General features: G+C 56.9%; 34 protein-coding genes. 6 read left to right on the top strand and 28 right to left on the bottom strand.

The window, feature by feature from the left end:
* Positions 1 to 3: 3 nt before the first annotated feature.
* The 4 genes from ABD796_RS26840 to ABD796_RS26855 all read right to left on the bottom strand — a co-directional run bounded on the left by ABD796_RS26840 (position 4) and on the right by ABD796_RS26855 (position 3,361).
* Entirely contained in the window at positions 4 to 1,473 is a 1,470-nt protein-coding gene (locus tag ABD796_RS26840) for a phage tail sheath family protein (RefSeq protein WP_344914034.1), read from the bottom strand.
* Positions 1,473 to 1,694: a YqzN/YkzM domain-containing protein gene (locus ABD796_RS26845; protein WP_344914037.1), complete on the bottom strand. Its 222-nt coding sequence runs from the start codon at positions 1,692 to 1,694 to the stop codon at positions 1,473 to 1,475. Before ABD796_RS26845 ends, ABD796_RS26840 begins: the two co-directional genes overlap by 1 nt.
* Positions 1,695 to 1,776: 82 nt before the next feature.
* The gene (locus tag ABD796_RS26850; RefSeq protein WP_344914040.1) at positions 1,777 to 2,622 is read right to left on the bottom strand and encodes a hypothetical protein; all 846 of its coding nucleotides are present in this window, start codon (positions 2,620 to 2,622) and stop codon (positions 1,777 to 1,779) included.
* Positions 2,623 to 3,070: 448 nt separating this feature from the next.
* Complete coding sequence (locus tag ABD796_RS26855; RefSeq protein WP_344914043.1) at positions 3,071 to 3,361, bottom strand: hypothetical protein; 291 nt, start codon at positions 3,359 to 3,361, stop codon at positions 3,071 to 3,073.
* Between the two features lie 114 nt (positions 3,362 to 3,475).
* Between ABD796_RS26855 and ABD796_RS26860 the strand changes: the two genes are divergently transcribed.
* Positions 3,476 to 3,718 carry a helix-turn-helix domain-containing protein gene (locus tag ABD796_RS26860; RefSeq protein ID WP_344914046.1) on the top strand — a complete coding sequence of 81 codons (243 nt, stop codon included), beginning with the start codon at positions 3,476 to 3,478 and terminating at the stop codon, positions 3,716 to 3,718.
* A 142-nt stretch (positions 3,719 to 3,860) separates the two neighbouring features.
* Here the strand turns inward: ABD796_RS26860 and ABD796_RS26865 are convergent, their stop codons facing one another.
* From ABD796_RS26865 to ABD796_RS26950, 18 genes are all read right to left on the bottom strand, one after another.
* Positions 3,861 to 3,968 (bottom strand): CD1375 family protein, encoded by a 108-nt coding sequence (locus ABD796_RS26865; protein WP_344914048.1) that lies wholly within the window; start codon positions 3,966 to 3,968, stop codon positions 3,861 to 3,863.
* The gene (locus tag ABD796_RS26870; protein WP_344914051.1) at positions 3,968 to 4,567 is read right to left on the bottom strand and encodes a hypothetical protein; all 600 of its coding nucleotides are present in this window, start codon (positions 4,565 to 4,567) and stop codon (positions 3,968 to 3,970) included. Before ABD796_RS26870 ends, ABD796_RS26865 begins: the two co-directional genes overlap by 1 nt.
* Positions 4,568 to 4,578: 11 nt before the next feature.
* Positions 4,579 to 7,182: a hypothetical protein gene (locus ABD796_RS26875; protein ID WP_344914054.1), complete on the bottom strand. Its 2,604-nt coding sequence runs from the start codon at positions 7,180 to 7,182 to the stop codon at positions 4,579 to 4,581.
* Positions 7,183 to 7,188: 6 nt separating this feature from the next.
* Positions 7,189 to 7,473: a ketopantoate hydroxymethyltransferase gene (locus ABD796_RS26880; protein WP_344914057.1), complete on the bottom strand. Its 285-nt coding sequence runs from the start codon at positions 7,471 to 7,473 to the stop codon at positions 7,189 to 7,191.
* Positions 7,470 to 8,060 (bottom strand): putative phage tail protein, encoded by a 591-nt coding sequence (locus ABD796_RS26885; RefSeq protein ID WP_344914060.1) that lies wholly within the window; start codon positions 8,058 to 8,060, stop codon positions 7,470 to 7,472. The genes ABD796_RS26880 and ABD796_RS26885 overlap by 4 nt, the downstream gene beginning before the upstream one ends.
* Positions 8,050 to 9,132, bottom strand: a complete 1,083-nt coding sequence (locus ABD796_RS26890; protein ID WP_344914063.1) for a baseplate J/gp47 family protein — start codon at positions 9,130 to 9,132, stop codon at positions 8,050 to 8,052. The genes ABD796_RS26885 and ABD796_RS26890 overlap by 11 nt, the downstream gene beginning before the upstream one ends.
* A gap of 4 nt (positions 9,133 to 9,136) precedes the next feature.
* On the bottom strand, positions 9,137 to 9,529 hold the full coding sequence (locus tag ABD796_RS26895) for a DUF2634 domain-containing protein (RefSeq protein WP_344914066.1): 393 nt from the start codon (positions 9,527 to 9,529) through the stop codon (positions 9,137 to 9,139).
* Positions 9,526 to 9,822 (bottom strand): DUF2577 domain-containing protein, encoded by a 297-nt coding sequence (locus tag ABD796_RS26900; RefSeq protein WP_344914069.1) that lies wholly within the window; start codon positions 9,820 to 9,822, stop codon positions 9,526 to 9,528. Before ABD796_RS26900 ends, ABD796_RS26895 begins: the two co-directional genes overlap by 4 nt.
* Entirely contained in the window at positions 9,819 to 10,805 is a 987-nt protein-coding gene (locus tag ABD796_RS26905; protein WP_344914072.1) for an XkdQ/YqbQ family protein, read from the bottom strand. Before ABD796_RS26905 ends, ABD796_RS26900 begins: the two co-directional genes overlap by 4 nt.
* 11 nt (positions 10,806 to 10,816) lie before the next feature.
* Positions 10,817 to 11,536, bottom strand: coding sequence for a LysM domain-containing protein (locus ABD796_RS26910; RefSeq protein ID WP_344914075.1), 720 nt, complete (start codon positions 11,534 to 11,536; stop codon positions 10,817 to 10,819).
* On the bottom strand, positions 11,536 to 14,223 hold the full coding sequence (locus tag ABD796_RS26915) for an AAA family ATPase (protein WP_344914078.1): 2,688 nt from the start codon (positions 14,221 to 14,223) through the stop codon (positions 11,536 to 11,538). Before ABD796_RS26915 ends, ABD796_RS26910 begins: the two co-directional genes overlap by 1 nt.
* 171 nt (positions 14,224 to 14,394) lie before the next feature.
* Positions 14,395 to 14,817 carry a phage tail assembly chaperone gene (locus ABD796_RS26920; RefSeq protein WP_344914080.1) on the bottom strand — a complete coding sequence of 141 codons (423 nt, stop codon included), beginning with the start codon at positions 14,815 to 14,817 and terminating at the stop codon, positions 14,395 to 14,397.
* 24 nt (positions 14,818 to 14,841) lie between these two features.
* A complete protein-coding gene (locus ABD796_RS26925; RefSeq protein ID WP_344914083.1) occupies positions 14,842 to 15,306 on the bottom strand; it encodes a phage tail tube protein in 465 nt (154 codons plus the stop codon).
* Between the two features lies 1 nt (position 15,307).
* Positions 15,308 to 16,621: a phage tail sheath family protein gene (locus ABD796_RS26930; RefSeq protein WP_344914086.1), complete on the bottom strand. Its 1,314-nt coding sequence runs from the start codon at positions 16,619 to 16,621 to the stop codon at positions 15,308 to 15,310.
* A gap of 59 nt (positions 16,622 to 16,680) precedes the next feature.
* Positions 16,681 to 16,869 (bottom strand): hypothetical protein, encoded by a 189-nt coding sequence (locus ABD796_RS26935; protein WP_344914089.1) that lies wholly within the window; start codon positions 16,867 to 16,869, stop codon positions 16,681 to 16,683.
* Positions 16,866 to 17,291 carry a phage tail terminator family protein gene (locus tag ABD796_RS26940; protein ID WP_344914091.1) on the bottom strand — a complete coding sequence of 142 codons (426 nt, stop codon included), beginning with the start codon at positions 17,289 to 17,291 and terminating at the stop codon, positions 16,866 to 16,868. Before ABD796_RS26940 ends, ABD796_RS26935 begins: the two co-directional genes overlap by 4 nt.
* A 114-nt stretch (positions 17,292 to 17,405) precedes the next feature.
* Positions 17,406 to 17,801 (bottom strand): hypothetical protein, encoded by a 396-nt coding sequence (locus ABD796_RS26945; RefSeq protein ID WP_344914094.1) that lies wholly within the window; start codon positions 17,799 to 17,801, stop codon positions 17,406 to 17,408.
* A gap of 280 nt (positions 17,802 to 18,081) precedes the next feature.
* Complete coding sequence (locus ABD796_RS26950; protein WP_344914096.1) at positions 18,082 to 18,714, bottom strand: hypothetical protein; 633 nt, start codon at positions 18,712 to 18,714, stop codon at positions 18,082 to 18,084.
* A gap of 234 nt (positions 18,715 to 18,948) precedes the next feature.
* On the opposite strand from ABD796_RS26950, the gene ABD796_RS26955 reads away from it, so the two are divergent.
* The 3 genes from ABD796_RS26955 to ABD796_RS26965 all read left to right on the top strand — a co-directional run bounded on the left by ABD796_RS26955 (position 18,949) and on the right by ABD796_RS26965 (position 20,480).
* Positions 18,949 to 19,335 (top strand): helix-turn-helix domain-containing protein, encoded by a 387-nt coding sequence (locus tag ABD796_RS26955; RefSeq protein WP_344914099.1) that lies wholly within the window; start codon positions 18,949 to 18,951, stop codon positions 19,333 to 19,335.
* Positions 19,336 to 19,438: 103 nt separating this feature from the next.
* Positions 19,439 to 20,071 (top strand): ImmA/IrrE family metallo-endopeptidase, encoded by a 633-nt coding sequence (locus ABD796_RS26960; protein ID WP_344914101.1) that lies wholly within the window; start codon positions 19,439 to 19,441, stop codon positions 20,069 to 20,071.
* Positions 20,058 to 20,480 carry a hypothetical protein gene (locus ABD796_RS26965; RefSeq protein WP_344914104.1) on the top strand — a complete coding sequence of 141 codons (423 nt, stop codon included), beginning with the start codon at positions 20,058 to 20,060 and terminating at the stop codon, positions 20,478 to 20,480. Before ABD796_RS26960 ends, ABD796_RS26965 begins: the two co-directional genes overlap by 14 nt.
* A gap of 192 nt (positions 20,481 to 20,672) precedes the next feature.
* Here ABD796_RS26965 and ABD796_RS26970 read toward each other — a convergent pair whose 3' ends face one another.
* Positions 20,673 to 21,158, bottom strand: coding sequence for a CcdC family protein (locus tag ABD796_RS26970; protein WP_344914107.1), 486 nt, complete (start codon positions 21,156 to 21,158; stop codon positions 20,673 to 20,675).
* Positions 21,159 to 21,324: 166 nt separating this feature from the next.
* Between ABD796_RS26970 and ABD796_RS26975 the strand changes: the two genes are divergently transcribed.
* Both ABD796_RS26975 and ABD796_RS26980 read left to right on the top strand, forming a co-directional pair.
* Positions 21,325 to 21,831, top strand: coding sequence for a MarR family winged helix-turn-helix transcriptional regulator (locus tag ABD796_RS26975; protein ID WP_344914109.1), 507 nt, complete (start codon positions 21,325 to 21,327; stop codon positions 21,829 to 21,831).
* 154 nt (positions 21,832 to 21,985) lie between these two features.
* Complete coding sequence (locus ABD796_RS26980) at positions 21,986 to 22,453, top strand: hypothetical protein (RefSeq protein ID WP_344914112.1); 468 nt, start codon at positions 21,986 to 21,988, stop codon at positions 22,451 to 22,453.
* A 100-nt stretch (positions 22,454 to 22,553) separates the two neighbouring features.
* Here the strand turns inward: ABD796_RS26980 and ABD796_RS26985 are convergent, their stop codons facing one another.
* The 5 genes from ABD796_RS26985 to ABD796_RS27005 form a co-directional block, all read right to left on the bottom strand.
* Positions 22,554 to 23,087 (bottom strand): DinB family protein, encoded by a 534-nt coding sequence (locus tag ABD796_RS26985; protein ID WP_344914114.1) that lies wholly within the window; start codon positions 23,085 to 23,087, stop codon positions 22,554 to 22,556.
* A gap of 96 nt (positions 23,088 to 23,183) precedes the next feature.
* Positions 23,184 to 23,399 (bottom strand): YwbE family protein, encoded by a 216-nt coding sequence (locus tag ABD796_RS26990; RefSeq protein WP_344914592.1) that lies wholly within the window; start codon positions 23,397 to 23,399, stop codon positions 23,184 to 23,186.
* Between the two features lie 223 nt (positions 23,400 to 23,622).
* Positions 23,623 to 23,988, bottom strand: a complete 366-nt coding sequence (locus tag ABD796_RS26995; RefSeq protein WP_344914117.1) for a response regulator — start codon at positions 23,986 to 23,988, stop codon at positions 23,623 to 23,625.
* A 152-nt stretch (positions 23,989 to 24,140) separates the two neighbouring features.
* Positions 24,141 to 24,731, bottom strand: coding sequence for a TVP38/TMEM64 family protein (locus ABD796_RS27000; protein WP_344914120.1), 591 nt, complete (start codon positions 24,729 to 24,731; stop codon positions 24,141 to 24,143).
* Positions 24,732 to 24,840: 109 nt separating this feature from the next.
* On the bottom strand, positions 24,841 to 26,196 hold the full coding sequence (locus tag ABD796_RS27005) for a dicarboxylate/amino acid:cation symporter (protein WP_344914122.1): 1,356 nt from the start codon (positions 26,194 to 26,196) through the stop codon (positions 24,841 to 24,843).
* Positions 26,197 to 26,335 lie beyond the last annotated feature (139 nt).

Genomic DNA, 26,335 nt, shown 5'->3' on the forward strand with positions numbered 1-26,335 from the left:
CCCTTAGAGCACGATAAACGTGCCGAAAATTTGTTCCATCGCATCGGTCAAACGCGCTTCCCAATTCAAATACACTTGATCCGGTTCCGGTGTGGATACTGCATTCGGACCGTAATATTGCGGGTTCAGGTAAACGTCCCAACCTTCCGCCTCAATGACGCCGGACTGCGCCAGGGAAAGCATGTATTGGCGGGCAGCGCCGATCAAGGCAAGACGGCCTTCCGCCGTATTGTTCACTTTGCCGATATACCCGTTCTCGGCCGAAGCGATCAGATCGGCCTGGATGGCATCGATGACACGGATCGTGCGGATTTTTTTCCAAGCGTTGCTCTGGCCCTGGCGCAGGCTCGTCAAGGAGTTGATGCCGCGAAGCGCCTTGACCTTCTTGCCGTCATGAACAAGCAGAAACACGCCGCCTGCTGCCGCCTGCTCCTGCTCGCCGCGTGTCCAGCGCCGCGTTACGTCCTCGAAAGGAGTCCCGGCATACGTCGTCGATTCGCTCAGCTTCTGGCCGGCAATCAGACCCGCTACATAGCCGGAGAGCTGCGCCGAGCTGTAGGTGACTCCGTTCAAAATCGCTCCCGTACCGACGTTGACAACCGCTTCATGGTTAAACGCAGCGCTACGAGCGATGGAGCCGCTGACTGCCGTCGCGGATACGTCGTTGGCAGTGGAACCGCCGAGCACGGCGATAACCGTCTTGCCTTCCGAGCGGACGCGGCCGATCCAAGATACGACGCTCGTCTGAATCGCCGGATCGGTCACGCCGTCCAGCGCCAACAGGTTGAATTCCTGCGTCTCGCAAGCCGACAACGCGTTCGTGTAATCTGCGGCGGTAATGCCGGAAATGCCGGAGTGTCCTCCCGCGAACGAGAAGCCGCTGCCGTCCTTCAACTGACCGTTTCCTTCAACCAGCTTTGTGGCCGTCACCCATTTGTTGGCCGTATCGTGGTTGATCGCGTCCACGGCAGCCTGCACCGAATTGCCGGTGAACGTGAATGTTTTGAGCAGCGTTGTGCCTTCGAGCAAACGAATATCTTTCTTCGTCGCATCGATCGGGTTTGGCTGAACGGTTACCTTGAATTCGTTCCCCCGCTCTCCCGGGTACTTGGCTTCCAGCTTAAGCACGCTCGCCGGCGTAGCGTCGGCATCCTGCAGCGTGCAAACCGCCGCCGCAGCGTCGCTATCTGCAAGGCGATAGGCGAGAACCGTCTTGGCGCCGCCAAGCAGCGCCAGCTTCAAAGACGAATAAGCGGTAGCGCCAGCGCTCTCCGCACTCGTGTACGTCTCATCCGCCGCCGTCAGGCTGTTGACCTCCACAAACTGCTTGACCGGTCCCCAATGCGCTTTGACCGGCAACGCTACAATCCCTCTGGCGCCGGGTTGAACCGCAGCGATCGCCGCCGCCTGAAAATTCATATACATGCCGGGCAATACCGGCATTTCGCTCTTGCTCCATGTTCCTGCTGCCATTACAGATACACCTTCCTTTGTTGGAATTGGCGGATATACCGCTCCGTTTCTTCAATCGTATATGTCCCCTGGTCGCTGCCGTACAGCGCGCCCGCGAGGACTTCGGGCTTGATCGCGAACAAAACTTCGGCATGCTCCAGAAGTTCTTCACGGGAATAAGCGGGCAGAAGCGCTTGAGACTCCTGCTCCGGCTGACGCGGCGCGTCTTTTTTGCCAGCCATTTGAAGAATTCCTCCTTTGTTCTTGGAAATATTGGTGACGGGGCTTATGCAGAGTCGGAGCTCTTATTGTTGCTAAACTGTCCTAGCCGGTGCCACCCTCATAGTGAACCTGTGCGATTGTGGGCCCTGCCGACTGCGCCACAGGTACGATCTGCCTGAGGGCCACGTTCAACTGTCCCACGGTTAAGGCGTCAGCAGTATACGTAGCTGCAACCGGCCCGACAGCGGCATACTGATTCGCGACTGGCTCGACCTGTATCCGAACCGAACCGCCTAATGCTGCGGTCAAGGATCGTACCATGCTTATCTGCTCCGCTTCGGTTCGCCCTACAACGTGACCGACCGTCTTCTGGCTCAGGTCCGTCCCGGCGGCTCCCCGACTGCTGGCTTCCGCCTGCTCCAGTCTCCACAAAATCGCGGGAGATGCGTAATCCTGCGGCCAATGCTGCCGGTATACAGTCCAGTCGGGTCCGGCTACCAAGGCGCTCCAGTCGCACAAGGCGTTCAGGCAGTCTTCCGACAAGGTAACGGCTTCGGCTCCGACGGCACTGACCTCAAAGACCAACCGGTACTCGATGGCATCTAGAGTAGTGTCCAATCGCGCTGGTTCGGGCATGCCGTCAAAGCGGCATGTGAATGCAGCCCCCCCTCCTCCCGGAGAGAGCCTGATGCCGTTCAAAGCCTTAACAGCCCGACCGGCCAGCTCATCCAATGCGGCTGCCTCATCCTTTGCCCCGTACAAGGAAACATCGTACTGGTGACGGAGGCCGAGCCAATCCGCGCCTCGTGCTAGCCCTGCCAAGTTGACGGTCGCAAACGGCTTCGCTGTTGTGCCCGTCGGTTCATAGGCATCGTAACAGCGGCCCGATAATGCGGTCAGTTCGGCGGCCAGCCTGGCTTTGATCGCGGCCCTCATGCGTTGACCCAACTGGAACGTTTCGTCACGTTCCGGGGATACGCGAGAGGCGGTTGCCTCATCATATGGTTCACGAAATCCATTGCTCTGTTGTCAGCTTGTGGTTGGCTCCACCCTGCTCTCATTGTTGGTGTTCACCTCCTTTCAGGCTGCCGGACAACCAAAAAAGGACCGCCTGGTAGGCAGTCCGGAATGTCCTGGATTCGATTGTGTTTCGCTTCGTGTTCCTGATTTGATTATACAACAAGAACTTATGTTCCCCTAATTGTGTAGAGTTTGTCTATTTTGTCTGGAAGGTAAGGGGATAAGAGAAAACAAGGCAGATCAATTAATCAGATCTAAAACGCTGGTTATTCCATTTTGTAGTGAAGCTATGAATCTCGAATATCTCTGGCTGCACCGTTTCGTTATGAATTGGGTTAAGGACAGCCTTGGAGAACAGGCGCGAGATGGTATAGCATCATGAATTTCCGCGAGGTTTTCCTTCGTCAAGCAGTATGAACATCAAGAGTTGCATGCCATCCTGTACCCCTTTTACATAAAACCAGTGAGACAAAGTGCATGCTAACTCATCGTGAGCCCTGCTGAATTCCTGAAAATATGGATGAACCTGATCATCCAAGAGACCCTTCGCTTGACTCTCCATTTCATGTGCCATTTCCCTCAGGTGTTTGACCGTATCTAGCTTATTAGCCTGGTTTGTTAAAATGTCAAACCGTTCAGCTACTACCTCGGTAATAAAATCCCGCATGTTCTTCCCCCGTTCTGAGAACAATTTCATTGTCATTACGCCTTTGCGTACCAGTCTCGTTTTAAGTATATGGTACGTTATCGCGTATAGTCAAATGAAATTGGAGGGGTACGATTGGCGTATAAGGTAGTTGTCCAAATACCGAAGCTGTTGAAACAGCATAGCCTCTCCTTACGGGAGCTATCTCGCCTGGCCGATGTGCGGCATGCCGCACTCAGCGAATTAGCTAACGGTAAGCGAGCCAACATTAACTTTTCCCATATCGAAAAAATTGCCGACGCGCTCTCCATTCGCGACATACGGGAAATTATCGATCTGGTTGAGGTTGACGAGCAAAGATCTGGTGACGAGAAGTAGACAGTTGAAGGGTGGAGACCGGGAGACCGCGGTAAGATCTCCCCCTACAAGATTCTTTGCAAGAGTCTTATATCCCACCTGATGAATATATTTGTAGTCATTTTTATTCAAGCTAAGAAAACAGCCCTCTCATGCCTGCGCATTATTGGGCGGCTTCCAACAAAGCTTCGACTTCGGCCCGCTTGTTCTCGGGCACATCATCGATCGTCTTCAATCCCTTGCGGATCAGGTTCGCGTATACTTGCGCCATCAGTCGTCACCGCCTTCCAGCGCCGCAATGCGGGCTTCCAAGGCCATAATCAGCTCGTACGCCTCGGTAAGCGCCAGCATGGTGTCGACGCTCTCCTGCTCCAACGCAGCGGCCTGCGTTCCGGTCGTCTCGTAGACTTCCGTTAGCGCCAGCATGGTATCCACGCTTTCAGTTTGCAGCCGGGCCACCTGATCATGGATCGTCTCAGGCCGAGGCGCGTTGCGAATGTCGTCAATCTCCTGCTGCGTCAGCCCCTCGATCCAGAAAGCTTGCAGGTCCACCGGCGCGGGCGGCTGCGGCTGCTCGTCCTCCGATTCCGGATCGTGGGCGGCCAGCGCTTCGCGGTAAGCGTCCATAGCGTCGTCGTAAGCCGCAAGCGCCGCCTGCCATCCGTCCAGGTCGTAGCGTGGCTTGTATAGCCCCGAAGGAACCGGCACGGCCACGCGGTAGCCAACGAGCACCGATTCGGGCTGTTCTTCTTCCTCCGGTTCCGGCTCGGGCATCCCATAGATCGGCATGACGCCGTATGTGTCGAGCGGGACCAACTCCGGTTCCACGTAAAAGCCATCAAGGTCGATGCGGATTTCTTCCTTTTGCATATTGGCCTCCTTTACTGTTCGGCGCGGAATGAGATTCCGTCCAAAATTAATTGAGTGTTCCCCGCGGCGCTATCGATGAAAACATTCCCTGCCGTACCGATCGTTAATTTTGCGAGACTCCAATCGCTTCCGTTATAAGCCAATGTGGTAACGCCAGTAATTTGTGCTGGGCGATAACCAACTGGCAAGGTGAAGATTACCGATCCGAACGTGGTTGCTCCACCTGCGATTATGCCCCGAAGGTGGACAAACCCGAAGATGTCCTTGACATAACCAATTAACAGTCCACTGTAAGCCACCCAACTATTTACGAGCGTCGGCGCGATCCATTGCGGCTGCGGCGCCTTCGTGTTTTGCAGCACGCTGACGTCCCTGCAAAGTCCGCTGATTGCCGTCACCGCATCGTCTACCGTCTCCTTGATGTTGGGCGTCAGAGTGCCGGTTATCGATTGTGGGGCGGTGCCGAGAGCGTAGGTGTCAAGGGCTAGGTAAGTTACGGAGTAGGCGGTTGTTGAATCAATATCTCTAGTGTAAAACCTTTCTCCGTTCTCCGTAGCGTAGGAACCTTTTGAAACTATGGTTACGCTGATTGCCTGTTGATTTTTATAGGCTTTTTGGATTTTATTGACCCGTTTTGACAGCTTGCTACCCTCATACCCTGCGTCGGTCCTGTTCACCTCATACCAGTTGCTATTTGTATCCATTGCTGGTTTCGCAGCTTCCCGAACCACGATGCCCGTTCCCACCTCGATCTGGTTCGGCCCATCGTGAAGCACGAGCGATCCCTCGTAGGTCACAGGCTCGTCTACAGATTGGGCGAGCTGGTACATGAGGCGATAGGGCGTCCATCCAGAGTTGATAACATCAGTAGGTAAAGTTGCGATGCCCGTTCCGTCTTGGAGCACGCCTATTGACGATGGTAGCGTGCTTTTTGTACCAACCCCAACCCATCGTTTAACCCACCCTCTTGTTCCGGTTCCGTTATATGGCTGCAAGTTGGTATTCCAAGTCGTTTGATCGACCATTACCCACCCATTGAAATACGCCTGAATCTCGCCTGTTGTCGGCGAGTAGTTCGGACCCCATCCGGAATTTGCATTGGCTATTGCAATGTGCACGCCACCATTCAGGTACATCGTAAAAGAATCGGATGGAAGTGGGTCACTTAGGGACTTCCTTGTAACAAGAATACTGCCATCGTATTTGATGCATGTTCCATTAAAATCAGGGGAATTAATGGTTCCATCCCGGAAGTAGACTTGCTTTCCGCCGGGGACAGTAGCAAGAGCGTCGACCCCCCACGACCTTGAACCATCGAGAGGAATTTCCCGAAAACGCCGCACCGCTCGCGGCTTCCCTTCACCGTCCGTGTAAAGCTGGTCCTTTACGCTACCGTCAACGTTTGATCGCAGGTTGCAGTCCGGCATGTACATGTAGGATGGCTGCGGCGGCTCGAATGGCAGGGCTGCGGGGCCTATGTTGAGCATAGGATTCAAAAATGTGAAGGTGCCTCTTGCATCGTCATTGAGGGTCAACCTTATTTGCACACCGTATGAATCCGCAGGTACTGTAAAGGTATATTTCAAAAACCCACTGAGGGCTGTTTGTGAACCACCGATTACATTACCTACATTACCCGATGCATCTGCCCTGAAAGCCTCAATATAAGCACCTGTACCACTTCCCCCAATGTTGCTTACAAGTGTACTGAGTGTGTATGTCTGCCCAGCAACAGCTTTTATAATGCAAGAGTTAAAGTGAAATCCGCTTGTATTCTTTGACTGTTCAATTTTATAGTTCTCAATAATTGTAGAACTGCTGAAAAGCGCCCATTCAGATAACGGCGGAAGCAGGTTCTTCCCCGGATTCTGCACATATACAGCATTAACATGCTTCATGTCGTCGACGTATGGGTACTTGGCCGCGACTTGATCAGTGGTCATCGTGTCCAAGGCGTTGTATTCGGCTTGGGTGATTTCATAGAGACGAATGCCGTCAAACCCAGCTGCGGCTGCTGTCGTTGATGTCCCATAAATAAAGGCCGAAACATATAGGTTTGCTGCTGTCGGCTGAAATTTGACATATGCCATTCCGTATTTGGAGTTGTCGCCGACAGGACTGGTAAAGACAGGTGTCGCCCCTCCACCAACCCCGCTTGCCGCACTCGTTCCTACCGTAAAGACCAGATTCAAACTGGATCGGCCTTCACCTACAAGAACATATTTTTTTGATGTATCCAGTGTAATTGCTCGGTACACAAAGGCGTTCATAGAAGTCGTGTTTGCCTGTACACCTATAGCCTGCATCCCATATTTTGCCGTGCTAGGTGACGCAGCCACTGAAGTGTCCGGGGATTTCTGCCACCTGCTTATATCCTCAAAATTCCCATCCCGCCCCAACAAATTCACCAGCGTCCGCCCTTCGATCCGCATATCGCGGAGTTGCGACGTGCGGTCGGAATGGACGATGGAGACGCCAGGGGTGAGGGTGATGGGGACGGAGGGGGCTGGATCAAGCTGCTTGTGCGCGTCAGCGATGCCCCGCTCCCAGCGGTTGGCATCGGTTTCAGTGACCTTCTGGCCGTACTGCCAGTCGGTTTTGGCATCATAGGTCATGCTAGGCTACACCTCCAGCACCTTGACGGTATGCTTCAGAATCGTCTCGGTCGTAATCGGCACGTAGACGTTGTTGGCGCTAATAAGCTGGCCGTTCGCGCTCATCAGCTCGATACGGGTAATATCGGTGACGGCTCCGGCGGGAACCCGGTATTCCATCGTGAGCAGGTTGGCCGCCACCTGCTTGAGGTCGAACTGCTCGATCGTATAGGCGCCACCGTTCAGCACCACTTTGGCGATCTTGGCGTTCGTATAGGCGGTCAGCTCCGCCAAGTAGTTCGGCTCGATCATTTCACCTGCACCTCCTGCCCGCGCTCCGCAAACGGCGTCTGCCCGAGCTTCCAGCTCGTGCCGAGCGTCGTCCGGCGGGCGAGCGGTATTTTGTAGACGCTCTCGCGCAGACCGATCTGCGCGCCAAGCGCGGTCGACTGGTTGTAAACGAGATGGGCCGGCTTGACCGCCTTGATCGTATACTCCATCTCCTTGAAGAAGGAAGCATCCGGGATACTGACCGCAATCGTCAGCACGCAAGAGTGCACGTCCACCTGTACTTGAGCCTTGCCCGGTCCGAACAGAAAGTCGAGCCGGTCCTGCAGGTAACGTTCGGTGAACGGGGGCTTCGTGGAGTAGCGGTTAATGATGCGGATTTTACGAAACTCCAGCGTCTCGCTCTGCGGGTCGGCCATAATGGCGAGCTGCTTCTCCCGCCGTTTGACGGCGGCTTCGCCGGACGTCCATACGAACTGATCGTCCTGCCACTTGCCGATCGCTTCGCCGAGCGATGCCAGCTCCGCATCCTCCGCCGCGGTCAGCCCCTCAAACTCCCGCACTTCGCGATAAAGTTCCGGCAAATACTCCATTAACGGCTTACGCGACATGAATCGTCACCGTCCCCGCTACCGGAATATGTTCCACGCCCAATGTCAGGTTGGCGGCGGCTCCGTTCAGCCGCGTCCCGGTTACATCTTCCACGCCCTCCACGCCGAGCACGCGGGCTTCGATCTGGCTGAGCCTCACCGTCAGCTGAGCTTCCTCCGGCCACGCTTGCCGCAAGGAGAGCAAATAACCGGCGATGACGCCCGCGATGTCCTCCTGCACTTGCCCGAGCGTCATCCCGGCCGCCAAGACTACGGTCGTCTCCACCTGCACCGCATCGGCCTGAACGCCGGCGATCGTAACGCGATGACCGATCGGCGCTTGTCCCATGCCCATGCCGCTGCTGGCGACCGGGTCGATCCAGCTTTGCACTTCGGCGAGCAACGGCGCGCTAGGAACGGTAAAGTCGCTGGCAATAATCGTGCATTTGACCGTGCCTCCGCCCTGCCAAGCCGGAAACACTTTCACCCCGCCTACGCCAGCAATGCCGTCGAACTTGCGCTTGTAGTCCGCCACGTTTCCGCCAAACGGCTGCTCGTTGATCGCCAGCAAATACCGTTGGCGAAGCGACTCGTCCGCCTCCTCGTCCTCCCCGGGAACCAGTACCTCGGCCACCTCGGCGCGAGCGAGACCGGCGACGTAATCGACAGGCAGCAAAGCGCCATAACCTGCGTTGCCGCTGGTGCCCGGCGTCTCGCAAGCAAGCTCGTATTGGCCCGCTGCAAGCTTGCGTACGGCAGCATACGTGAGAGAAGCAATGGAAAACCGGCTGCCGAGCGGCACATCGATAGGAGCTTGATTGCTATTGAAAAACAGCCCCCGACGCTTCGCAGCCGTAGCCGGCAAACGCGAGATACCGTACTCTGCGGTGCGCCGTTCCAGAAACGTCCCGCTCGCCGTATCCGCAAAGGACAGATTGACCAAAACATCCAGCTCGGCGTAAGCCGAAGCCAGCTCCAAAGCGGCTGGAGCAAGCGCGTCGTACACGATGCTCCCTTCGCGCTTGTCCACGTCGCCGGGCACGCGGTCCAGCATGCGTTGCAATATATTCCGAAATGTCTGGTGCTCGTACATCTAGTTACCCCACCTCCTGCTGAGCGGTAAACCGGCCGAACGAGGACACGACGGTAAACGAAGCTACCAGCCGATCGCCCTCCGATTGCACGCTCAACTGCTCGACGGCGATGACTCGATCGTCCTGCAGCAGCGCCTCGCGGATCAGCCGGCCGACCTCCGGTTCCGCCAAGCTGGCGTCGCGGCCAAGCGCCAACGTGCATTCGTGTCCGTAGTTGCCGCTATAGATGAAATAGGCGAAGCGGTCGGTTTGCAGCAGCTTCCCGACCGCCTGCCGTACCGCCTCCAGTCCGTCGACCGTACCGGTCACGCGATTTCCCGACAAGGCGTACGTCCGGCTCGTCTGCCTGCGTGCCTCGACTACCGCGTCTGCAGACAGTCCACCCGCCGGTATCATGACGACACCCGGCCGAGCACGACAAACTGCTGTCCGCCCTGAACGCGCATCAGCATAAGCTTGTCTCCCGCCTGCAAACCGCGGCGGATCAACACCTCGCCCTGCTCTAGCGTCACCTTGTACTCGGTCAAATGCTCGGGCACGACCAGAAAGTCCTCATCCAGCGTAAATCGCTGGTCCACCCGGACGGTCAACGGTCCGATGCCGGTGACGACAGCGTACTGGACCGCCACCGGGTTGGTCGCTTCGACGGCGCCTACCCCGGCTTGCTTCAAAACATCCAACAAACTCATATCCGTTCATCCCCGATCCTTATATCTACCAAATCCAGCGACATCGTATGGTCAGCCCCGGAATATTTATGCGTGCACTCGTTGATCAGGAAATATTGGTTCAAACCAAGCCGCTCCACATGCAAAGGAAGGTAGCAGCCGGCTCTCGCCCGAATATCCCCGATCGCATCGATCTTCAACGATTTGCTCTCGCGGTTGTACCAGCGCAGCTGGTTTTCCAGCGACTGGACGATCTGGGCGGGGTTTTGCTTCTCGTCGGCGACCTGATACAGCTGCAGCCGGCCCCACTTGGCGATATTGGCGCTGTCCTGGTGAATGTAGACGTCGCGATGGCCTTCCTGTTTATTATCTTGAACGATCTTGATCCGGTTGTAGGAATTGTCGATCGACCGCTTCTGCTTGTAGTCGTACAAGAGGCTGGCTTCGCCAAGCGTAAAGTCCAGCGTCCGGTTGCGAATGTCCCGGAGCGCCAGCTCGCCGTAATCGTCGTAGAACACGTAATTGCGCAAAGTGGCGATCAGCGTCAGATCGAGCCCTTTGCAGATGATGTCCATCAGCTTGCGGTTGTCCTCGATCATCTGCGGAATGATGTGGCCGGTATTCTCGAGCGTCCCGATCTTCATCCCGAAATCGTCGGCGATGCGCCGGATGATATCGGCCACGGTTACATCGCGGAACACGTACGAATCATTGGCCATCAAATACCGCAGCTGGTCGTACGCCGTCAGGCTGACCTCTTCTCCTTTGCCGCTCTCGATTTCAAAAATATAGCCGTAAAAAATACCGACGCCGCCCTGTCTTACCCGAATGACGTCGCCGGAATTGTACTTGAACGCCTTACTCTGGTAAATGCCGTCCTGCACGAACGTCAAGTCCAGACTCGACGCCTTGCCGGTGCGGCTGGTTTTATAAGTAAGCTCGGAGACGATGCCGGAAATATCCCACATCGTCCCGTCGCGGTTATCGATAATGATTTCGAGCATGGCGTCCCCTCCTACGACTCCGGAAGCTCCAGCTCGAGCCCGGTCTCCAAAGGACGGGTTTGGGCATCGGTCAATTGATTGATGCGCTGGATGTCCGCCGCCCGCGAGCTGTCCAGATTGTAAAATTTCATGGCGATCTTGACCAGGTCATCGCCCGGCTGCACGATATACGTGCTCGGCCGTTTGCGTTCGTCGGGCCGTTCCGGAGGCTCTGGCACCAGCACATCCATACCGGATTCGTCCTTGACGACGACCGCCTTCCGCGGAGCGTAAAATACGTACTCCTTCAGCGATAGTGAATACTCGATATCTCCCGGCGAGCCGGCCGCCTCCTTCCACTGAAACTTCTCGATCGAAGCGGGGATGCTGATGTAGACGTTGGCGCCGTTGTAGATGAACCGGATCGGCCGAAGACTGGCCATCCAGGCCTGAATCAAGTTGATATAGGCGAGCGGCTTGCGCAGCTGATCCGGACTCACCACCGCGAAAGGGGAATGAACCGCCGGAAACAGGCTGTTGAAGCTAATTTCCTGCAGCTTTGGGTTCTGAATGACCTGGATTTCGCCGGCGCGGGTTTCGGCGGCGCTGCCGCCTTTGCCCACGATATCGTACGTCTTGCCCTGGCCGCTCTGGCTGAATTCGATCGTCTCCGGATTGACCGGAATGCGGAACGATTCGGCAAAATTGTTAAAGCTCAGCTCGATGGTATACGGTCCCGGTATGCCTGCCATTATCCATACACCCCTTGCGCCGAATTGGAGATTTCCCGCACCATCGCCATCTCGATCCCGCGGATGACCGCATCGACATCCGTCGGCTGGTGAATATCCCCGGTCGTTACCTGTACCGTTGGCGTCAGCGTCACGAAATTCTGGATGCTGCTCAAGTCCGCCAAATCCCGCATTAGCTTCAGGTCTTCGCTGGAAATGTCCACCGTATCGCCGATTTTGCCGATTTCCCCCACCTTATCGATCTGCTTCAGATTCGGAATGCCGTTGTGCGTCGCGTCCCAGCCTGCAAGGGCGTCGCCGTTGCCCGGCATGGCCGGCAGCTTCAGCTTATCCAGCGCCCCGAGCAACTTCCCGCCGGCGCTGTAGCCGGAATTGTAGGCCGTGCTGGCATCGATCAGCTCCATCCGGGGTATCGAGAGCGTCTGCTTGGTACTGGTCGGCTTCTGCTGCTCTAGAAGATCCATTGCCTTTTTAAGGCCCTCGCTCATGGCACGGGGATTGCTTGTATCCAGCAACTCAATCTTTCCAAAATCCTTGCCCGTAACTTTACCTATTATTTCCAACAGGTTATTTAGTCCATCCAAAGCCATATTGACCGCACCTACAATATTAGAGATGAAGCTGCCGGCAAATCCTTCAACCCCTTTGGCCATGTTGTACAGGCTGTCCAGGAACATCATCTTCAGATCGAAAAACAGCTTTTGCACCGCATAGACCGGATCGATAAACAGATTGACAAGGAACTCGGCGAACATGGCGAATTCGTTCCATGCCGAGGCAATGATATTGTTGATTCTTGCGCCCAGCATGAAAAAGATGCCGATTATCGTTCCGACAATTTGCTCGGTCGTGACTCCCCAAGATTGCAGCACAAACAAGAACGCGCCGAATATGGCGATCAGCAGCAGAACAGGCCAAGCCGCAGCAAGCCATGCCGCCGCCTGAGCCAATATGGGCGAGACCATTGCCCACAGTCCGGCTATCAGAAACGGTACTAGAACGGTAGCAGCAGCTATGAGGAAAGGCTGAAAAGAAGACCATCCTTGCGCCACTGCCGTAAATGCGGCATTGGCCGCCTCCCATACAAACTTCAACCCTTCAGCCACCCAACTTAGCCCCAAGGACAGCGCATTGAAAAACGGCTGGAATTTTCCCGATTCAAAAGCGTCGTTAAGCATCGTTAACAGCGGCAGCAGCGCCTGCAGAGCCGCTTGCCCCGCATTCGAGAAGGAGCTCTTCAAATGGCCGGATAGCTTGTCGAACTGCCTCCCGGCCGTCTCCTGCACCGTAGCGAACGCCTGCTTGCCCATCTGGCTCGCTTCCAGCAGTTTGTCGAACGCCTGCAGAAATCCGTCCATATTGCCGGAGCGTCCCAAGTTCTCCAGTTCGTCCCCATTCACGGAGGACGGGGGAATCGCATATTTCTCGGTAAGTCCGTCCATATCCCCGGTCATGGCTCCCCTGAGCGCTTCCGCTGCTTCCTCGATACCTCCGCCTTTAAGATCGAAGGCCGCCATTTGACGGGCCATCCGGTTCAACTCGGAGATTTGCCGCGAATTTTGCGTAACCGAGAAGAAGGACAGCGAGCCCTTCAGCGTCTGCTCCACATCCGCCCCGGCTTTGACCGCCTCGCTGCGGAACTTGTCGTACATCGCGCCACCGACGTCTTTATTGCCCGTACGGGCGACAAACTGGGCCTTCATCCCGTCATCCTTGGCCGCCCCGACAATCGTCGCATTGATCAGCTTCATCGCGTTTTGCAACGTCGCATACTGGCCGACGACGCCCCGCATCTTGTCCAGCCAGCCTCCGGACGCTTTTTCGGCCTTTCCGGCTCCATCGCCCATCTCCTTCAGCAGCTTCACCATCTGCTGCTGCTCGCCGATGCTTTGCTGCTGAAGCTGGACAAGCTGGCTTACATCGGTCAACAGCGAATCGGGCAGCTTCAACTGGTTCATGACTTGGGCGTTGCGGGCTCCAAGACCCCAGATTCGGCGCAAACCGTTGGCCAAGCCGGATAGCCAACCGGCTCCTTTCTTACCCCCCGCTCCGGATGCCGGGTCGCCGCCTGCGGCCCCGCCGCGCAAAGCCCCTGCAGCCTTCAGCGAACCGTTCAGGTGGCCGATGGCGCGCAGCAGGCGATCCACCAGCATATACAGACTCTGCAGCAGGCTTTGGAGCTGCTTCGGAATCTGCACATCCAGATGGACCGGAATGTCCTTCAACTGATTTTCCAGCCTCTGGCGTATCGATTGCACTTGTTCATTCAAACGGTTCACCTTAATTGTTGGCTCCATGGGCTTATTCAGCTCTTCCCTAAGCTTGCGCACCTGATGAAGCGCGTCCAGCAGGGAGGCGATAAATGTCCTGGGCACCCGGAGACGCGCAATCTCCGCGTTTAAGGCAAGCACCATGTCCCGCGCCTGACGGAAATGGCTGTGCAACTGCGTCGGAAGGCGGATGTCGACTCGAACAACCATCCCCTTCAGCTGAGCCTCGATTCGCTCACGCATCTTGCTCGTCTGAGCGGCCACTCTGGACGTATCCAGATTCAGCGCCATCGGTCGATTCAGCTCTTTGCGCAGTTGGCCCATCGTCTGCTCCGTTTGCCTTGCCGCGTTCCGTACCTGCTGGAGAGGCCTGTACAACTGTTCGATGAGACGCAGGCTGTCAAGGATCGTTGCCATACGTTCACCCCCTTTTGTCCGCTCGTCGCTTCTCCTGCTCGATGCGAACGGCGATCATCGCGTAGATGACCGCCTTCTCGCGTCGCGACATCGCCATCAGCTCGTGCGGTAAAATGTGAAGCTCGTGGAGGGCGTAGTAGGCATAGTTCGCCTCCCCGTCGCCCTCCTTGATCAGTTTTTTGCTTCGTCGACAAGCTCGTCGAGGCTTTTGTCAAAGCCGTTCAGCTCCTGCACCTTCTCCAGCAGCACCGCGTATTCGCCGGGCAGCAGCATATGGCGCAGCAGACTCTCGGCGCCCAAGGTCCCGTACGATTTCTGAAGCTCCGCATTGCGCAGATCCGGGAAGATGACGCTCGATACGGCCAGCTTGGCCATATATTCATCCGGATCTACTTCCGGCAGACGCACGCCGTTTTTCCCTTTGCCGTACTTGGTCGCGGCTTTGCGGCACTCCTCGCTCTCGGCCTGCGTCATGCTGCGCAGCTTCCACGCCGCCGGCTGGCCGTCCTTGTCCTTGAATCGTTCGGAAACGACGACCTCCTCGGTCGTATCCGCCACCGCGCTTTGCGCGAAAAACATACTCAAATCGCTCATGTGCGTCGCACTCCTTTTCGATGGTTAACCCAATTTCGGGTCCCTAAACGAATTTTTGATCTCCACGTCCTCGAAGGTGAAGCCGACTTCTTCGTCCAGCATATCGCTCTCCGTATCGAGCTTGGCCATGATGACCTTGTCCAGGTTGACGTTTTTCAGCGTCACTTCCTGCTTGCCGGTCTGCGAATTCGGGTCCTCGTTCACGATGGTAATGCTGAAATACGTATCCCTGCCGGTGCTCATATAATCGAGCATCAGCTCGCGGAAACGCGACGTGGCGTAATAGATCGTCATCGTGCCGCTGCCCTTCCAGCCGGTCGCCTTATGCTGCACGCCACGGCGGCCGATCGCCTTCATTTCCGCCTTTTGCTTCTCGACCGTCGCCTCGATGTTTTTCAGATAAAACATTTCCACGTTCTGCGATTGAATCGTCGCATAGGCCCGGCCCTCTTGTCCGGAAATCGTATCGCTCGCCTTGAAGTACGGCATATTACTTCACGCTCACTTTCATGTAAATTTTCTCGATCGCATCGACCGGCTGTACGCTGACCTCGGCGTATACGGTGTCCGTATCCTGACCGGCGGTGACGACGATATCCGTCTGCGGGTTGAAATTTTGAATCGCGCGGATGCCCTGCAGCGCGTTCAGATACGTGCTGCATTCGCTCTGGAACAGCCCCCGGCCGTCGTCGTTGTTGTCGACTTTGCCGATATAATACGACTCGAACGTTTGCTTGAACGCGTTGTTGATGCCGTCCAGCACCCGCATCACTCGGTTTTTGGCGAACGCTTTGCCTTTGGCCGGCGTAAATCCGGTCAACGTGTTAATATCCTGCTCGACGACAGCACGGCCGTTGTTCGGTACGAATACGAACTCGCCCGCCTTAAGCGCCGCTTCGATCTGGGAGTTGGTATAGCGGGGAGAGGCGTCGACCGCATCGTCGTATGCCTGGTAAGTCAAAGACTCGTTCATATTCGCTCCGGCCGTCGCCGCCGCGGCCCATACGGTCGCCTGCGCGGCCGTCAGTGTCGTGCCGTCCGCCAGGACGACGCCGTTCTTCACGCTGATCACGCCCTCGTAGTCGGCGGTAGGGTAATTTTCCACCACAAGCTGGATTTTGCGGCCTTCGCTGTCGCGCAGACGTTTGGCAAACGAGATGTAGACCGATTTCAGCGTCGGATCGCTGACCGGCAGCGCCATCGTCTGGAAATCGCGGAGCTCGATCGCTGCCAAATAGTCGGTATGGTCCGCATTCGTCACCGTACCGTCCGCACCGCCCGCAAGCGGCACGCCGGCCGTTGCCGTCAAAGCTCCGGTTCCGGAGAAATCGACCCAATCGTTGCCGCTCAGGCCCGCGATGGCCGATACCGTCTGCCGGTCCGCCTCCGTTCCGGCCACCAGCGTAATTACGTCGAATTGCTCCTCGTCGTCCATATTCTGCTGCACGACGATGCCGATATCGTTCCCGCGTACGCCGCCGTATTTGGCGGTGACGGTCAAACCGCCGTGGGTGCCCGTCGCTTTCGTGCCCGCGTTCAGCCGGTACAGCAGCAGCGTCTTCGCTCGCTTCAGCGCCTCCCGGACAAGAAGAAGCTGCGGAGCCGCGAGATCGTAGCCGAGCACGCTCTTCAGATTGTCGCCCGCTTCGATGACCAGCACCGTACGGGATGCGCCCCAGCCGAGAGTCAGCGGCATCGTCACGATACCCCGCTCGCTCACCGTTCCCAGGTTCGATTTGCCTTCGAAATTGATATACACGCCCGGACGCACTTTATTTTGCGCCACCCAATTGCCACCGCTCATGCCAGATCATCTCCTCTTCTTGTTTGAAAAAGCAGCCTCGCCTCTTGCTGACGGAATCGTCAAGGGACCGGCTGCCGGTAAAAATCGATCAACATGCGCTCCGCTTGCTCGAGCGTATACCGCTCGTCGTCGAGCAGCAGAGCGGACAGCACGTCCTTCTGCTGCGGACGGAAACGGGCGCAATGGAGAAACTGCCGCTTCGAATAACGAGCCGCCTCTTCCGCCTTTCCTTGCCTATCCGGGTTCATAGCTTAAGCCCTCCTTCCTGCACAAGCTGCTGCATGAACGTCTCCTCGGTTCTTGCTGCCACGACGCGAAACGTATAGTCGACCGCCACGTGCAGGACGCCTTCCTTCCATTCGTGGCGTATGCCGCCTCCCCGAAACGGGCTGCCGGGCTCCGGCGCAATCCGCTTAAGAGCCTCCGTCAGCCGATCGGCGGCCGTATCGCCGCCCACCGTCGTGTCCGGAACATAGCGAACATCAAACGTATACGTCCACCGATAACGCCGGTTCAGCTCCGGCTGCTGCGTCTGCGATTGCAGCCCGACGACCAGATACGGCTTCACCGCTGTTTCCGGGGCCGTTTCGGCGTACACTTCGCATACCGGGAAGGCGGCCTGCACCGCCAGTACGACGCCGTTTCGCAATTGTCCGGTCGTCACTTCCATGGGCATCCCCTCCCTTCGAGACCGTCCTGGACCGTATCGGCCTTCATTTCCTACTGCCCGTCCCCGCGCGCGGGTGGGCGTATAATCTCGTTACGGCTTTCGCAATACGCGCGTTCACCCCCCTTCGCCGCCATCCTGCTGTAGAACGGCCATCACCCGCACGCATACCGGCATCATGCAAAATTGCCGGCTCGCCTCCCAGCGTCCCCATACGCAGGACACACACTTCTCCGGCTGTTTGTAGCGGGACTCTGCACGCGGCTTCGGTACGAGGTCCTGGAGCTCGTCCGGCGCTTCTTCATCGGATTCGTCGGGATCGGCCGCAGTCGGAACGGCGGCCGAGCCCGCGCCCTCGTCCTCCTCGGCCCCTTCGCCCTCTACGATCCATTCCCCGCTCCATTCGCGCTCGTCCGGGGCGTCGACGCCTCCGGGCGTGCCCCGGCCTTCCTCCTCCTCCGGGAAGCGGCGCCGGTATACGCCGGCACCCGGCAACTCGATGCGTTCGCTCATCGTTGTTCCCCCTTTCGGTTCGGGCCGCAAAGCAGCCCTTTATCCATCCAACTTTATAAAACCGGATCAGCCATCTTTCTTGGGCTGTACCCTCATAGACGCCGTGCGCCCAGACCCGTCTATCGCGACCCGGATATGCAAAAAAACCGCCTATTTGCAGGGCGGCTTATCGGTGATGTTGTTACTGACTTGATTATAAAACAAGAACATATGTTCGATCAATTGCTGTCGAGCTTGTCCGTTTTGTCGGATGTGTCAACCGGGAAAATCGGCCTTTCGCTTACGAGATTCCTTTGCGGTCATCCCCGAAAATCTCTTTGGCGAGAAAACGGACCAGCTCGATTTTCAGCTCATGCAGCCTTTGTCGAGATACCCCGATATGACGGGCGATGTGATTCATCCGCTGGCCTTCCATGATGCATTCCAGCACCGTCCGCTGACGGTCGTCGGCTATCCGCTCGGCAGCGGTTTCGAGCCGCGTCACCTTGGCCTCCAACTGCCTCAGCCGGCTCCAATGCTTCTCGCGCTTTTGCGCCTCCCGGTTTACCGAATCGGTGTAACGTCCCTTCCCCTTGGGCATCGCCCCGTCCAATCCATACAAACCCGTCATGCTCCCCCCGACATGCTCCAGCAGATCGCGCAGCCGATCGATCTCCCGCACCATCCACGGATAATCTTTCAACTCTTCCTCTACCAACTCCATATCTTCCGTTTTGGCCGAAGGCCGATAGGGGTCGTGGCGGGCGGCTGCCGCGCCGGCATCCTTCGCTTCCCATTGCGGGCAAGCTTCGATTTCGCCTATCGAGCATTGATGCACCCGGCAAATGCTTTTTGCCCCCCATAAGCTCCCGGGACAACGGCTGCACACCTCGTCCCGATAATAGTCGATTTGCTCCAAGGTCGGTTTGTTCATCCGCGCCAGCCCCTTTCGATATTTGAAAAATACGCTTATCGCGTCCAAAGCTCCCATCCAGAAACCGGAACGTCTGTTCCTATTTCCTATTATGTACGCGATTCGCGTACTTTTCAAGCTTATTTTTGCAAATTTCGCCTAATATATTGAAAAAAAGTTCGCGTTGTGCGATTATTAAAGAGAGAAAAACCGCCAAGGCTTCTTAGGCGAGTCGCGGAACGGAGGTGGTCCCGGATGATCGGCGAGACAATCACACAGCTTCGCAAACAACAACGCTGGTCCCAGCTAGCGGTGGCCGATCGGCTCGGGATCGCCAAGAGCACCTATGCGGGATACGAATCGGGTTATCGCGAGCCTTCCTTGGATACGCTGCGCCAACTGGCCGATATGTTCGGCGTCAGTATGGACACGCTGGTCGGCCAGAACGGCGGCCATTCTGGCGATCCGAGCGGTACGAACAATCCGCCCGCAGCCGGCGAATGGGAGGACCCGGAACTGGGTATCTGGTTCAAGGAACTGTTGGAAGCGCCGGAGGAACGACGCGACGAGCTGCGCAAAATTTGGGAGATTATTAAGATGAGGGAAGCCGGCCGAAGGCCTGGCGACAAGCAAGGAGAGTAAGCGGAGCATGCAGAGTGATCCTATTCGTCCGTCGTCTTTAGCCGGGCGTTTCTTTTCACCTTCGATACGAACATACATTCTATAGAAGAAAGGGGATCGAATGATGTACAACTACCAGAGCACGCCGCTGGAGCAATCGATCGAACGGCTGTACCGGGCTATGAATATGCGCGAGGCGCACCAGCTCGATCCGGAGACGATCGCCTCCCATCTCGGCATCTGGCTGCATTATGCGCCTTTCGCCAGCCGGGCGATCGACCGGGCCGGTCTCCAGTCCATCGTGCTCGACAGCCGGCTGTCGCGGCAGGAGCAGTGGCAGGATTTCGGCCACGAGCTGTGTCACGTGCTCCATCATGGAGGAAACCAGTTGACCATCAGCGAGGCGTTCATCCGTTTTCAGGAGACGAAGGCGGTCAATTTTGCCTACCAGTTCTGCATTCCGACGTTCATGCTGCTGGACGCGGAGCTGCCCAAGCTCGAGTCCGAGGCGGTTGCGGCGGTCGCCTCCCAATTCGGGGTAGCGCCCGAGTTTGCCAAGGAACGGCTGAAGCGGCATACCCGGCAAATCACCTCAAACAAAATTGCGGAGAGGCTGACCGCGCATTTTCACGCCGAGGAGCTGTTCAAACGCCGCAAAGGGATCGACTATATCGTGCCGACCGGCCGCTCGCATATGCTGTTTTGCCGGGAGCGCGGCGTGATCGGCTACATGGGGGACCGCGATGAATCCGACTAAAATCATACCTGTCGTCACCGACGGCTATACGCGAAAATGGTTCGGACTGGACATGGAATCGTCCGATCTCGCCTACCGCCCCCACCTGTCGATCAGCGGCTATTCGGACGCGTTATTCGCCCTCTCGCTCGACGACGAAGGCCTGGAATCGCTCGGGGTGAAGCGGGGCGACTATTTGCTGTTCAGTACGAAAGCCGCGCTGCATACGTCCGGCCAGATTGCGCTCATCCGCCAGGAAGAAGACTACATGATCCGCGAAGCTTACTGGAACGGTGACGTTACGCTGCTGCGCGTGCCCGGCGAAGCTTTCCCGCCGATTATGGCTCCGACCGAGAATATTCGCATCACCGCAGTACTCGACACGGTCATCGCCAACGACAAGCATGCGCCACTCGTGCGTTTCCGGTAGTTCGCCGCCTGGGCAAAAAGAAACAGCAAAGAGAGCTGCAGCGGTCCGCCTCTCGCGGAAAACCGTTACAGCCCTCGTTCCCGCGTCCGGGTACGCGGCCTTTCCCTTCTTATTCCCTGCTTGCGGCTATCCATTGCCCCGCGGAGGCTCCCCGTTTTGCGAACGGCCTCCCCAAGATCGACAATGCCGCCTTCACGCTTTGCCGAGAGCCGCCAGGACAACCCGATACCGGCGCAGCATGGCTAGTCGCCAAGGCACGATCATACCGAAGGCGAGCAGGAAGAAAAGCGCACCCGTCTGCGGAATCGTCACCGCCCGTTCGACCAGGTCGTGCAGCAGCAGGCGAACGATCAGCAGCGCGATAATGATGAAGACGAACGCCTTTGACCGAACCATATACACCTGGCCTCCCCTGGCCTCGAATTTCGAGGTCAAGATAAGCGGGTACGAGAAAAACAATACGCCGGCCAGCAGCGCGGCTGCGGCCCACAGCCAGGGCACATGCGTCGGCGGGTACGCAAACATCGCAAACCCGGTTGACATACCGAGCGGCGGAATCATAATTTTTTTGAACGAGGTCGGCTTGGACGACGCCTTCAGGCGTACGGTAATAATGACCGCACCTACGACCAGGGCGACCGCAATCGAGGCCAGTTGGGGCAGCCATGAAAGATTCACCTCGAACACACCTCCGGTTTCATCACGAACATCGGTAAGGACACTCCCTTATCTTACTCCGGCTGACCTGCGCTTGACAACGCCGTCTCTTCCTCTTACGGTATTCTTAGTCCGCTGCATCATTCGGATAGATCCCCTATGTACGATAAAACGGAGGAGCTTGCGCATGGAACCCACGAATAACCCCGAGATTCCCCTGATGGGCTTAATCGCCCGCCTGATGCGGCAGCACCATTATAACTCCCACCTATCGCTCAAAGACCAGGATGTGCACCCCGGGCAGCCTCCGCTTCTGTTCGCGCTGTCGCGGAACGACGGGCTGCGTCAGAACGAGCTGGCCGAGAAGATGCTGGTAAAGCCGGCTACCGTGACCGTCATGCTGAACCGGATGGTCAAAAACGGCCTCGTCGAGCGGAGGACCGATCCGCAGGATCAGCGCGTTTCGCGCGTTTACTTGACAGACAAAGGGCGGAGTGCGGTCAAGGAAGTGCGCGCCGCGCTGCAAGCGAGCGAAGCCCAAGCGCTGGAAGGCCTTTCCGACGAAGACAAGCTGCTGCTGCGCCGCCTGCTGACGCATATGTACGATAATGTCAAACGCCACGGGCAGACGGCCGTCCGGCAAGCGCAAGAGGAGAAGCCCGACGGGACAAGCTCCGGAACGATATCGGATTGACGCGTCAATTCTGAGCATAGGCATTGACCTGAAAAAGCATTAAGGTTTACAATAATCTACGGTAACTTTCACATATTCAAGCGATCGTTCACCCGCCTTCGGAAGCTTGAGGCGCGTGCCGATTTCCATTAGAACGGAGGCCCTTCCCTAGCCCATGTGGATCAAATCGTCTGTCATATGCGGTTATTTGCTTGTCGCCTACTGGCTTTCTTCGCATTTTGGCCTGTTGAAAATGTGCTTCTACCCGTCGCTCGGAGCGTTCAGCTATTTCTTCATTAGCCGCAATCTGCAAAAGACCGAGACCGTCAAGCTGGTCGGCGCGGCCATCGCGGTCGCGGCGGCGGGTAGCGCACTGAACGCTCTCCACCCGAGCTCCGTCGCCTTTTTGCTGACCTGCATCATGGCGCTGGGCATCATTCACTTCATTCGCATCCAGGCCGCTCCGCTGCTGGCTGTGGCGCTGATCCCGTTCTTCGCTCCGCTGCCGCATCTGTGGACGCTGCCTGTCTTCGTAGGCATGTCGCTGCTCGGCCTGCTGGCCGCCTTGCAGCTCTCTCGGGGGTTAGAAGCGGTGTGGGCTGCGGCCAGGCCGGAAGCGAAAGCGAAAGCCGCCAATCTGTAGCACGGACGATCCGGTCCGGCAGACGGCGGTTTCTGTCGTCGTTTCGTTTTGCACCGTCCTCCCCCGGCCGCTGAGCTCGATTTCCTTGCAAGCCGACCGATCAGAGCTTGCCAATGACGGCGTCGTACCGCTCCTCCAACACATTCAGGTGATGGAGCGCATGGCCGGCGATAATATACGCAAGGGCGCGCGAGGTCATAGCATTCCCGCTGACCGTTCCGCTTCGGTCCCAGCCGGATTCCGGCAAGCTGCCGATCAGCGAAAGCGTCGAAGCGCGCATGACGCGAAAGTCCGCGAGTAGATCCGCCAAGGGCAGCCGATCGAATTCGCCTGCCTCCGCATACCGATTCTCGTCGAAGCCTGGCAACGGCGAAGCATCTCCCCGGGCTATGCATAGCATCCGGTAGCCCATTATACGCTCCGTATCCGTGATGTGGCCGAGGACCTGCTTGACGCTCCATTTGTCGGGCGCATACCGGTACGAGCCGTCTTCCTCAGACAACGAGCCGAATAGGGCAAGCATCCGCTCGGTCTGTCCTTGCAGCACCTCCGTCAGCTTTCCTTCGGGCACAAGCCCGGTATATCTTGCGAAATAGGACCCAAATTCCGTTTTTTCCGGCCTGCGCAAACTCATTGCTGAACACGCTCCTCCATAAGATTCCGGCCGGTACGTTTGCCGTGCCCGGCTTGTACAAGTCCACACTCCATTGCCCTACTAAGGCTTGATCCGTCAAGCCTGCGGTCTCGCGGTCACAATATGTTTGACGCGGCCGACTTGGCCGTCCTGCAGACGCACCTTGATGCCATGGGGATGATCCGGCGATTTCGTCAAAATGTCTTTGACGATGCCGCGGGTCGTTTTACCGGTCCGCTGGTCCTGCTTCAATACGATGTCCACTTCAAGCCCCGGGGCAATCCCGGCGCGCTTCCTTCCGTCTCCGTGCATCATGGGACGCCTACCGTTAATCCGACTGCCGGTCGGATCCCTTTCATTGGTTTTTAGGTTACCTCCACTATAATCATCGGCCCCGAGGAATGCAACGGGGCGGCTCTTTGAATGCAGATAAGCAAAAAACAAGCTGCCGGAAGCGGCAGCCTGTTCGTGAAGCACCTTATGTATGCCAACCCGGCTCGTCCGACAAACGGAACCGTCCGCCTGTGAAGAAGCTTTAGTAGGTGACCATCGCTTTTGTAACGGCCTCCAGGACGCGGCTCGCCTGAAAAGGCTTGACGATAAAGTCCCGCGCTCCGGACCGGATCGCTTCGACAATGCGCTGCTGCTGCCCCATGGCCGAGCACATGATCACCTTTGCCTCCGGATCGGCACGGCGTATATGCTGCAAAGCCTCCACGCCCTCCATCTCGGGCATCGTAATATCCATCGTTACCAGATCCGGCCGGAACGAACGGTATTTCTCGACCGCCTCGTTGCCGTTGGCGGCTTCGCACAGCACCTCATGGCCGCCCTTCTCCAAAATTTGTTTCAGCATGAGCCGCATGAATGCCGCATCGTCGACCACCATAATTTTTGCCATACGTCCGCCTCCGTCCCATTTTGACTTATTATATCAAATAGCTCTGTACATATTCTGAACAGGTCGGGTCCGCTATGATCGGAACGAACGGCTCCAAGCAGCAGAACAGGCCCCCCTATAGAAGGAAGGCCTGCTTAATAGAAGTTGAACGTTTACTTAAAATATTTGGACTCGATCTTGCGTCCGGTCAACGCCATCAGCCCGAAAATCCCGATAATGAACACGAGCTTCCAAGGCTGCTTGACCAGATCGGCCAAATCGTAGCCGGCCAAGGAAACCATCAGTATCATGACGCCTTTGCCGAGAATCGTAGCAATCGCGAACGTGTGAAACGGTACTTTGGATATGCCCGAGACGAGATTGACCAAGAAGGAGGGCGTGAACGGGAAACAGGAGAGCAGGAATATCGGCAGAAAACCGTGCCGCTCCAGCCAATGAATGAGCCGGGTCGAACGGGGGCTCTTCCGTTCCACGAAGTGGCGCAGCCGTCCCCCGAAGCGGCGGACGACCCAGAATACGGTCACCGCCCCGGCGCACACGCCGAACCAGGAGATCAGAAACCCTTCTCCCAGGCCGTATATATTCACATTGGCGACCAATATGGCTACAAGCGGCAGAAAAGGGAGCAGCGACTCCACCCAGGCCGCGAATAAGCCGGGGAACGGTCCCAATGCAGCGAACCGGTTCAGCACATGCTCCATATCCTCCCAATTCATCGCCGATACATCGAAGCTCCCTATCATCCGTCCCGTTCACCCCTGTATAGATACTATCACTATACTACCGGGAAACGGGCAAAAGCAAATCGGACATTGGGCGCGTTTCGACCCCATCCGAGGTCCAGCGGCGGCTTTAAGCCGCGCCGATATCGAGCGGATCTTCCTCGTCGCGATCGAACGCTTCGCGGTCGAATTCGCCTTCCGCATTGGCCACCAGCAAGGCAGTCACCGTCGTGCCGGTCGCATTGACCGCCGTCCGCCCCATGTCGATAACCGATTCTACGGCGATGACGAGCCCCATGCCTTCCAGAGGCAATCCGAGCGCCGTCAGAACGACGGTCGTGGAGATCGTCGCCGGTCCGGGAACCCCGGCCACGCCGATGGACGAGATGACCGCTACCAGCACAAGCACAATATATTCGGACAAACCAAGCTGCAAGTTGTATACCTTGGCGACGAAAACCGCCACGATCGCCGGCCATATGCCGCCGCAGCCGTTGAAATTCATCGTGGCCCCGAGCGGTGCAACGAAGCTGGCGATTCTCGGCGATACGCGCAACCGCTTCGTAATCACTTCCAGGTTAACCGGCAGCGTCGCGTAGCTGCTGCGGGTCGTAAACGCCACGGCTACCGTCGGGTAAGCTTTCTTGAAAAACTTGATCGGATTCACCTTGGCGACCAGCGCGACCAGACCGCCAAAAATAAGGACGAAGTGCAGGATCAGTGCCAAATACGAAGTGCCGATCAACTTTAGCAGCGGAGTCAGCGTCTCCAGCCCGTACCGTGCAGCCATCGATCCGATCAGCGCATATACGCCGTAAGGAGTCAGGCGGATGACGTATTTGACGACCTGATGGAGAATTTGCGTGGCCGACTGAATGAGCGCCTTGATGGGCTCGACGGCTTCCGGCTTTTTGGAACCGACGTGGATAATCGCCACCGCCACGAAGATCGCGAAGATCAACACCGGCACGACTTTGCCGCCGGCCGCGTCACTGAACGGATTGGACGGCACAAGATCGAGAATGACCTGCGAGAACGTCGGAATTTCCCTCGGCTTGTAATCCTTAGGCACAGCCGCTTCGATACCGGCGCCCGGATCGATCAACAGAGCGACGATCAATCCGATAATGGCGGCGATGCCTGTCGTAAGCAGGAACCATCCGATCGTTTTGACGCCGATTTTGCGAAGCTGGCCCAAGCTCGACAATTGGGCGATACTGTTGATAACCAACACGAAGACGAGCGGAATAACAAGCATTTTGATCAGATTGACGTAAATGGTGCCGATGGTGCTGACGCTCTTGTAATCCAGCTTCAAGGTGTTAAAGACGATGCCCGCCACCAGCCCGAGGCCGAGGCCGATCAGGACGCGCGTACCGAAGCCGATCCGCTTGCGGGCCAGCACGTGCAAGAAGCCGATGATAATGATCGACACGACAAGACTGACCCAGTTCGATTGAAGAGCCGTCCACAGGTTGTTTTGCATGATTCCCAACTTCCTTTCTTTGTTATCCCCAGTTTTCCGACAGGAAATATGTATACAACAATACTCCCGCTTTTGTCGTGTTGTCAACGGTTTTTCCGGCTTCTCGTTCCATGTAAATATTGACAATTTGTCCGGAAAC

Origin of the sequence: Paenibacillus hodogayensis (assembly GCF_039536325.1) — a bacterium.
In the GTDB taxonomy this organism is placed as follows: Bacteria; Bacillota; Bacilli; order Paenibacillales; family NBRC-103111; genus Paenibacillus_AB; species Paenibacillus_AB hodogayensis.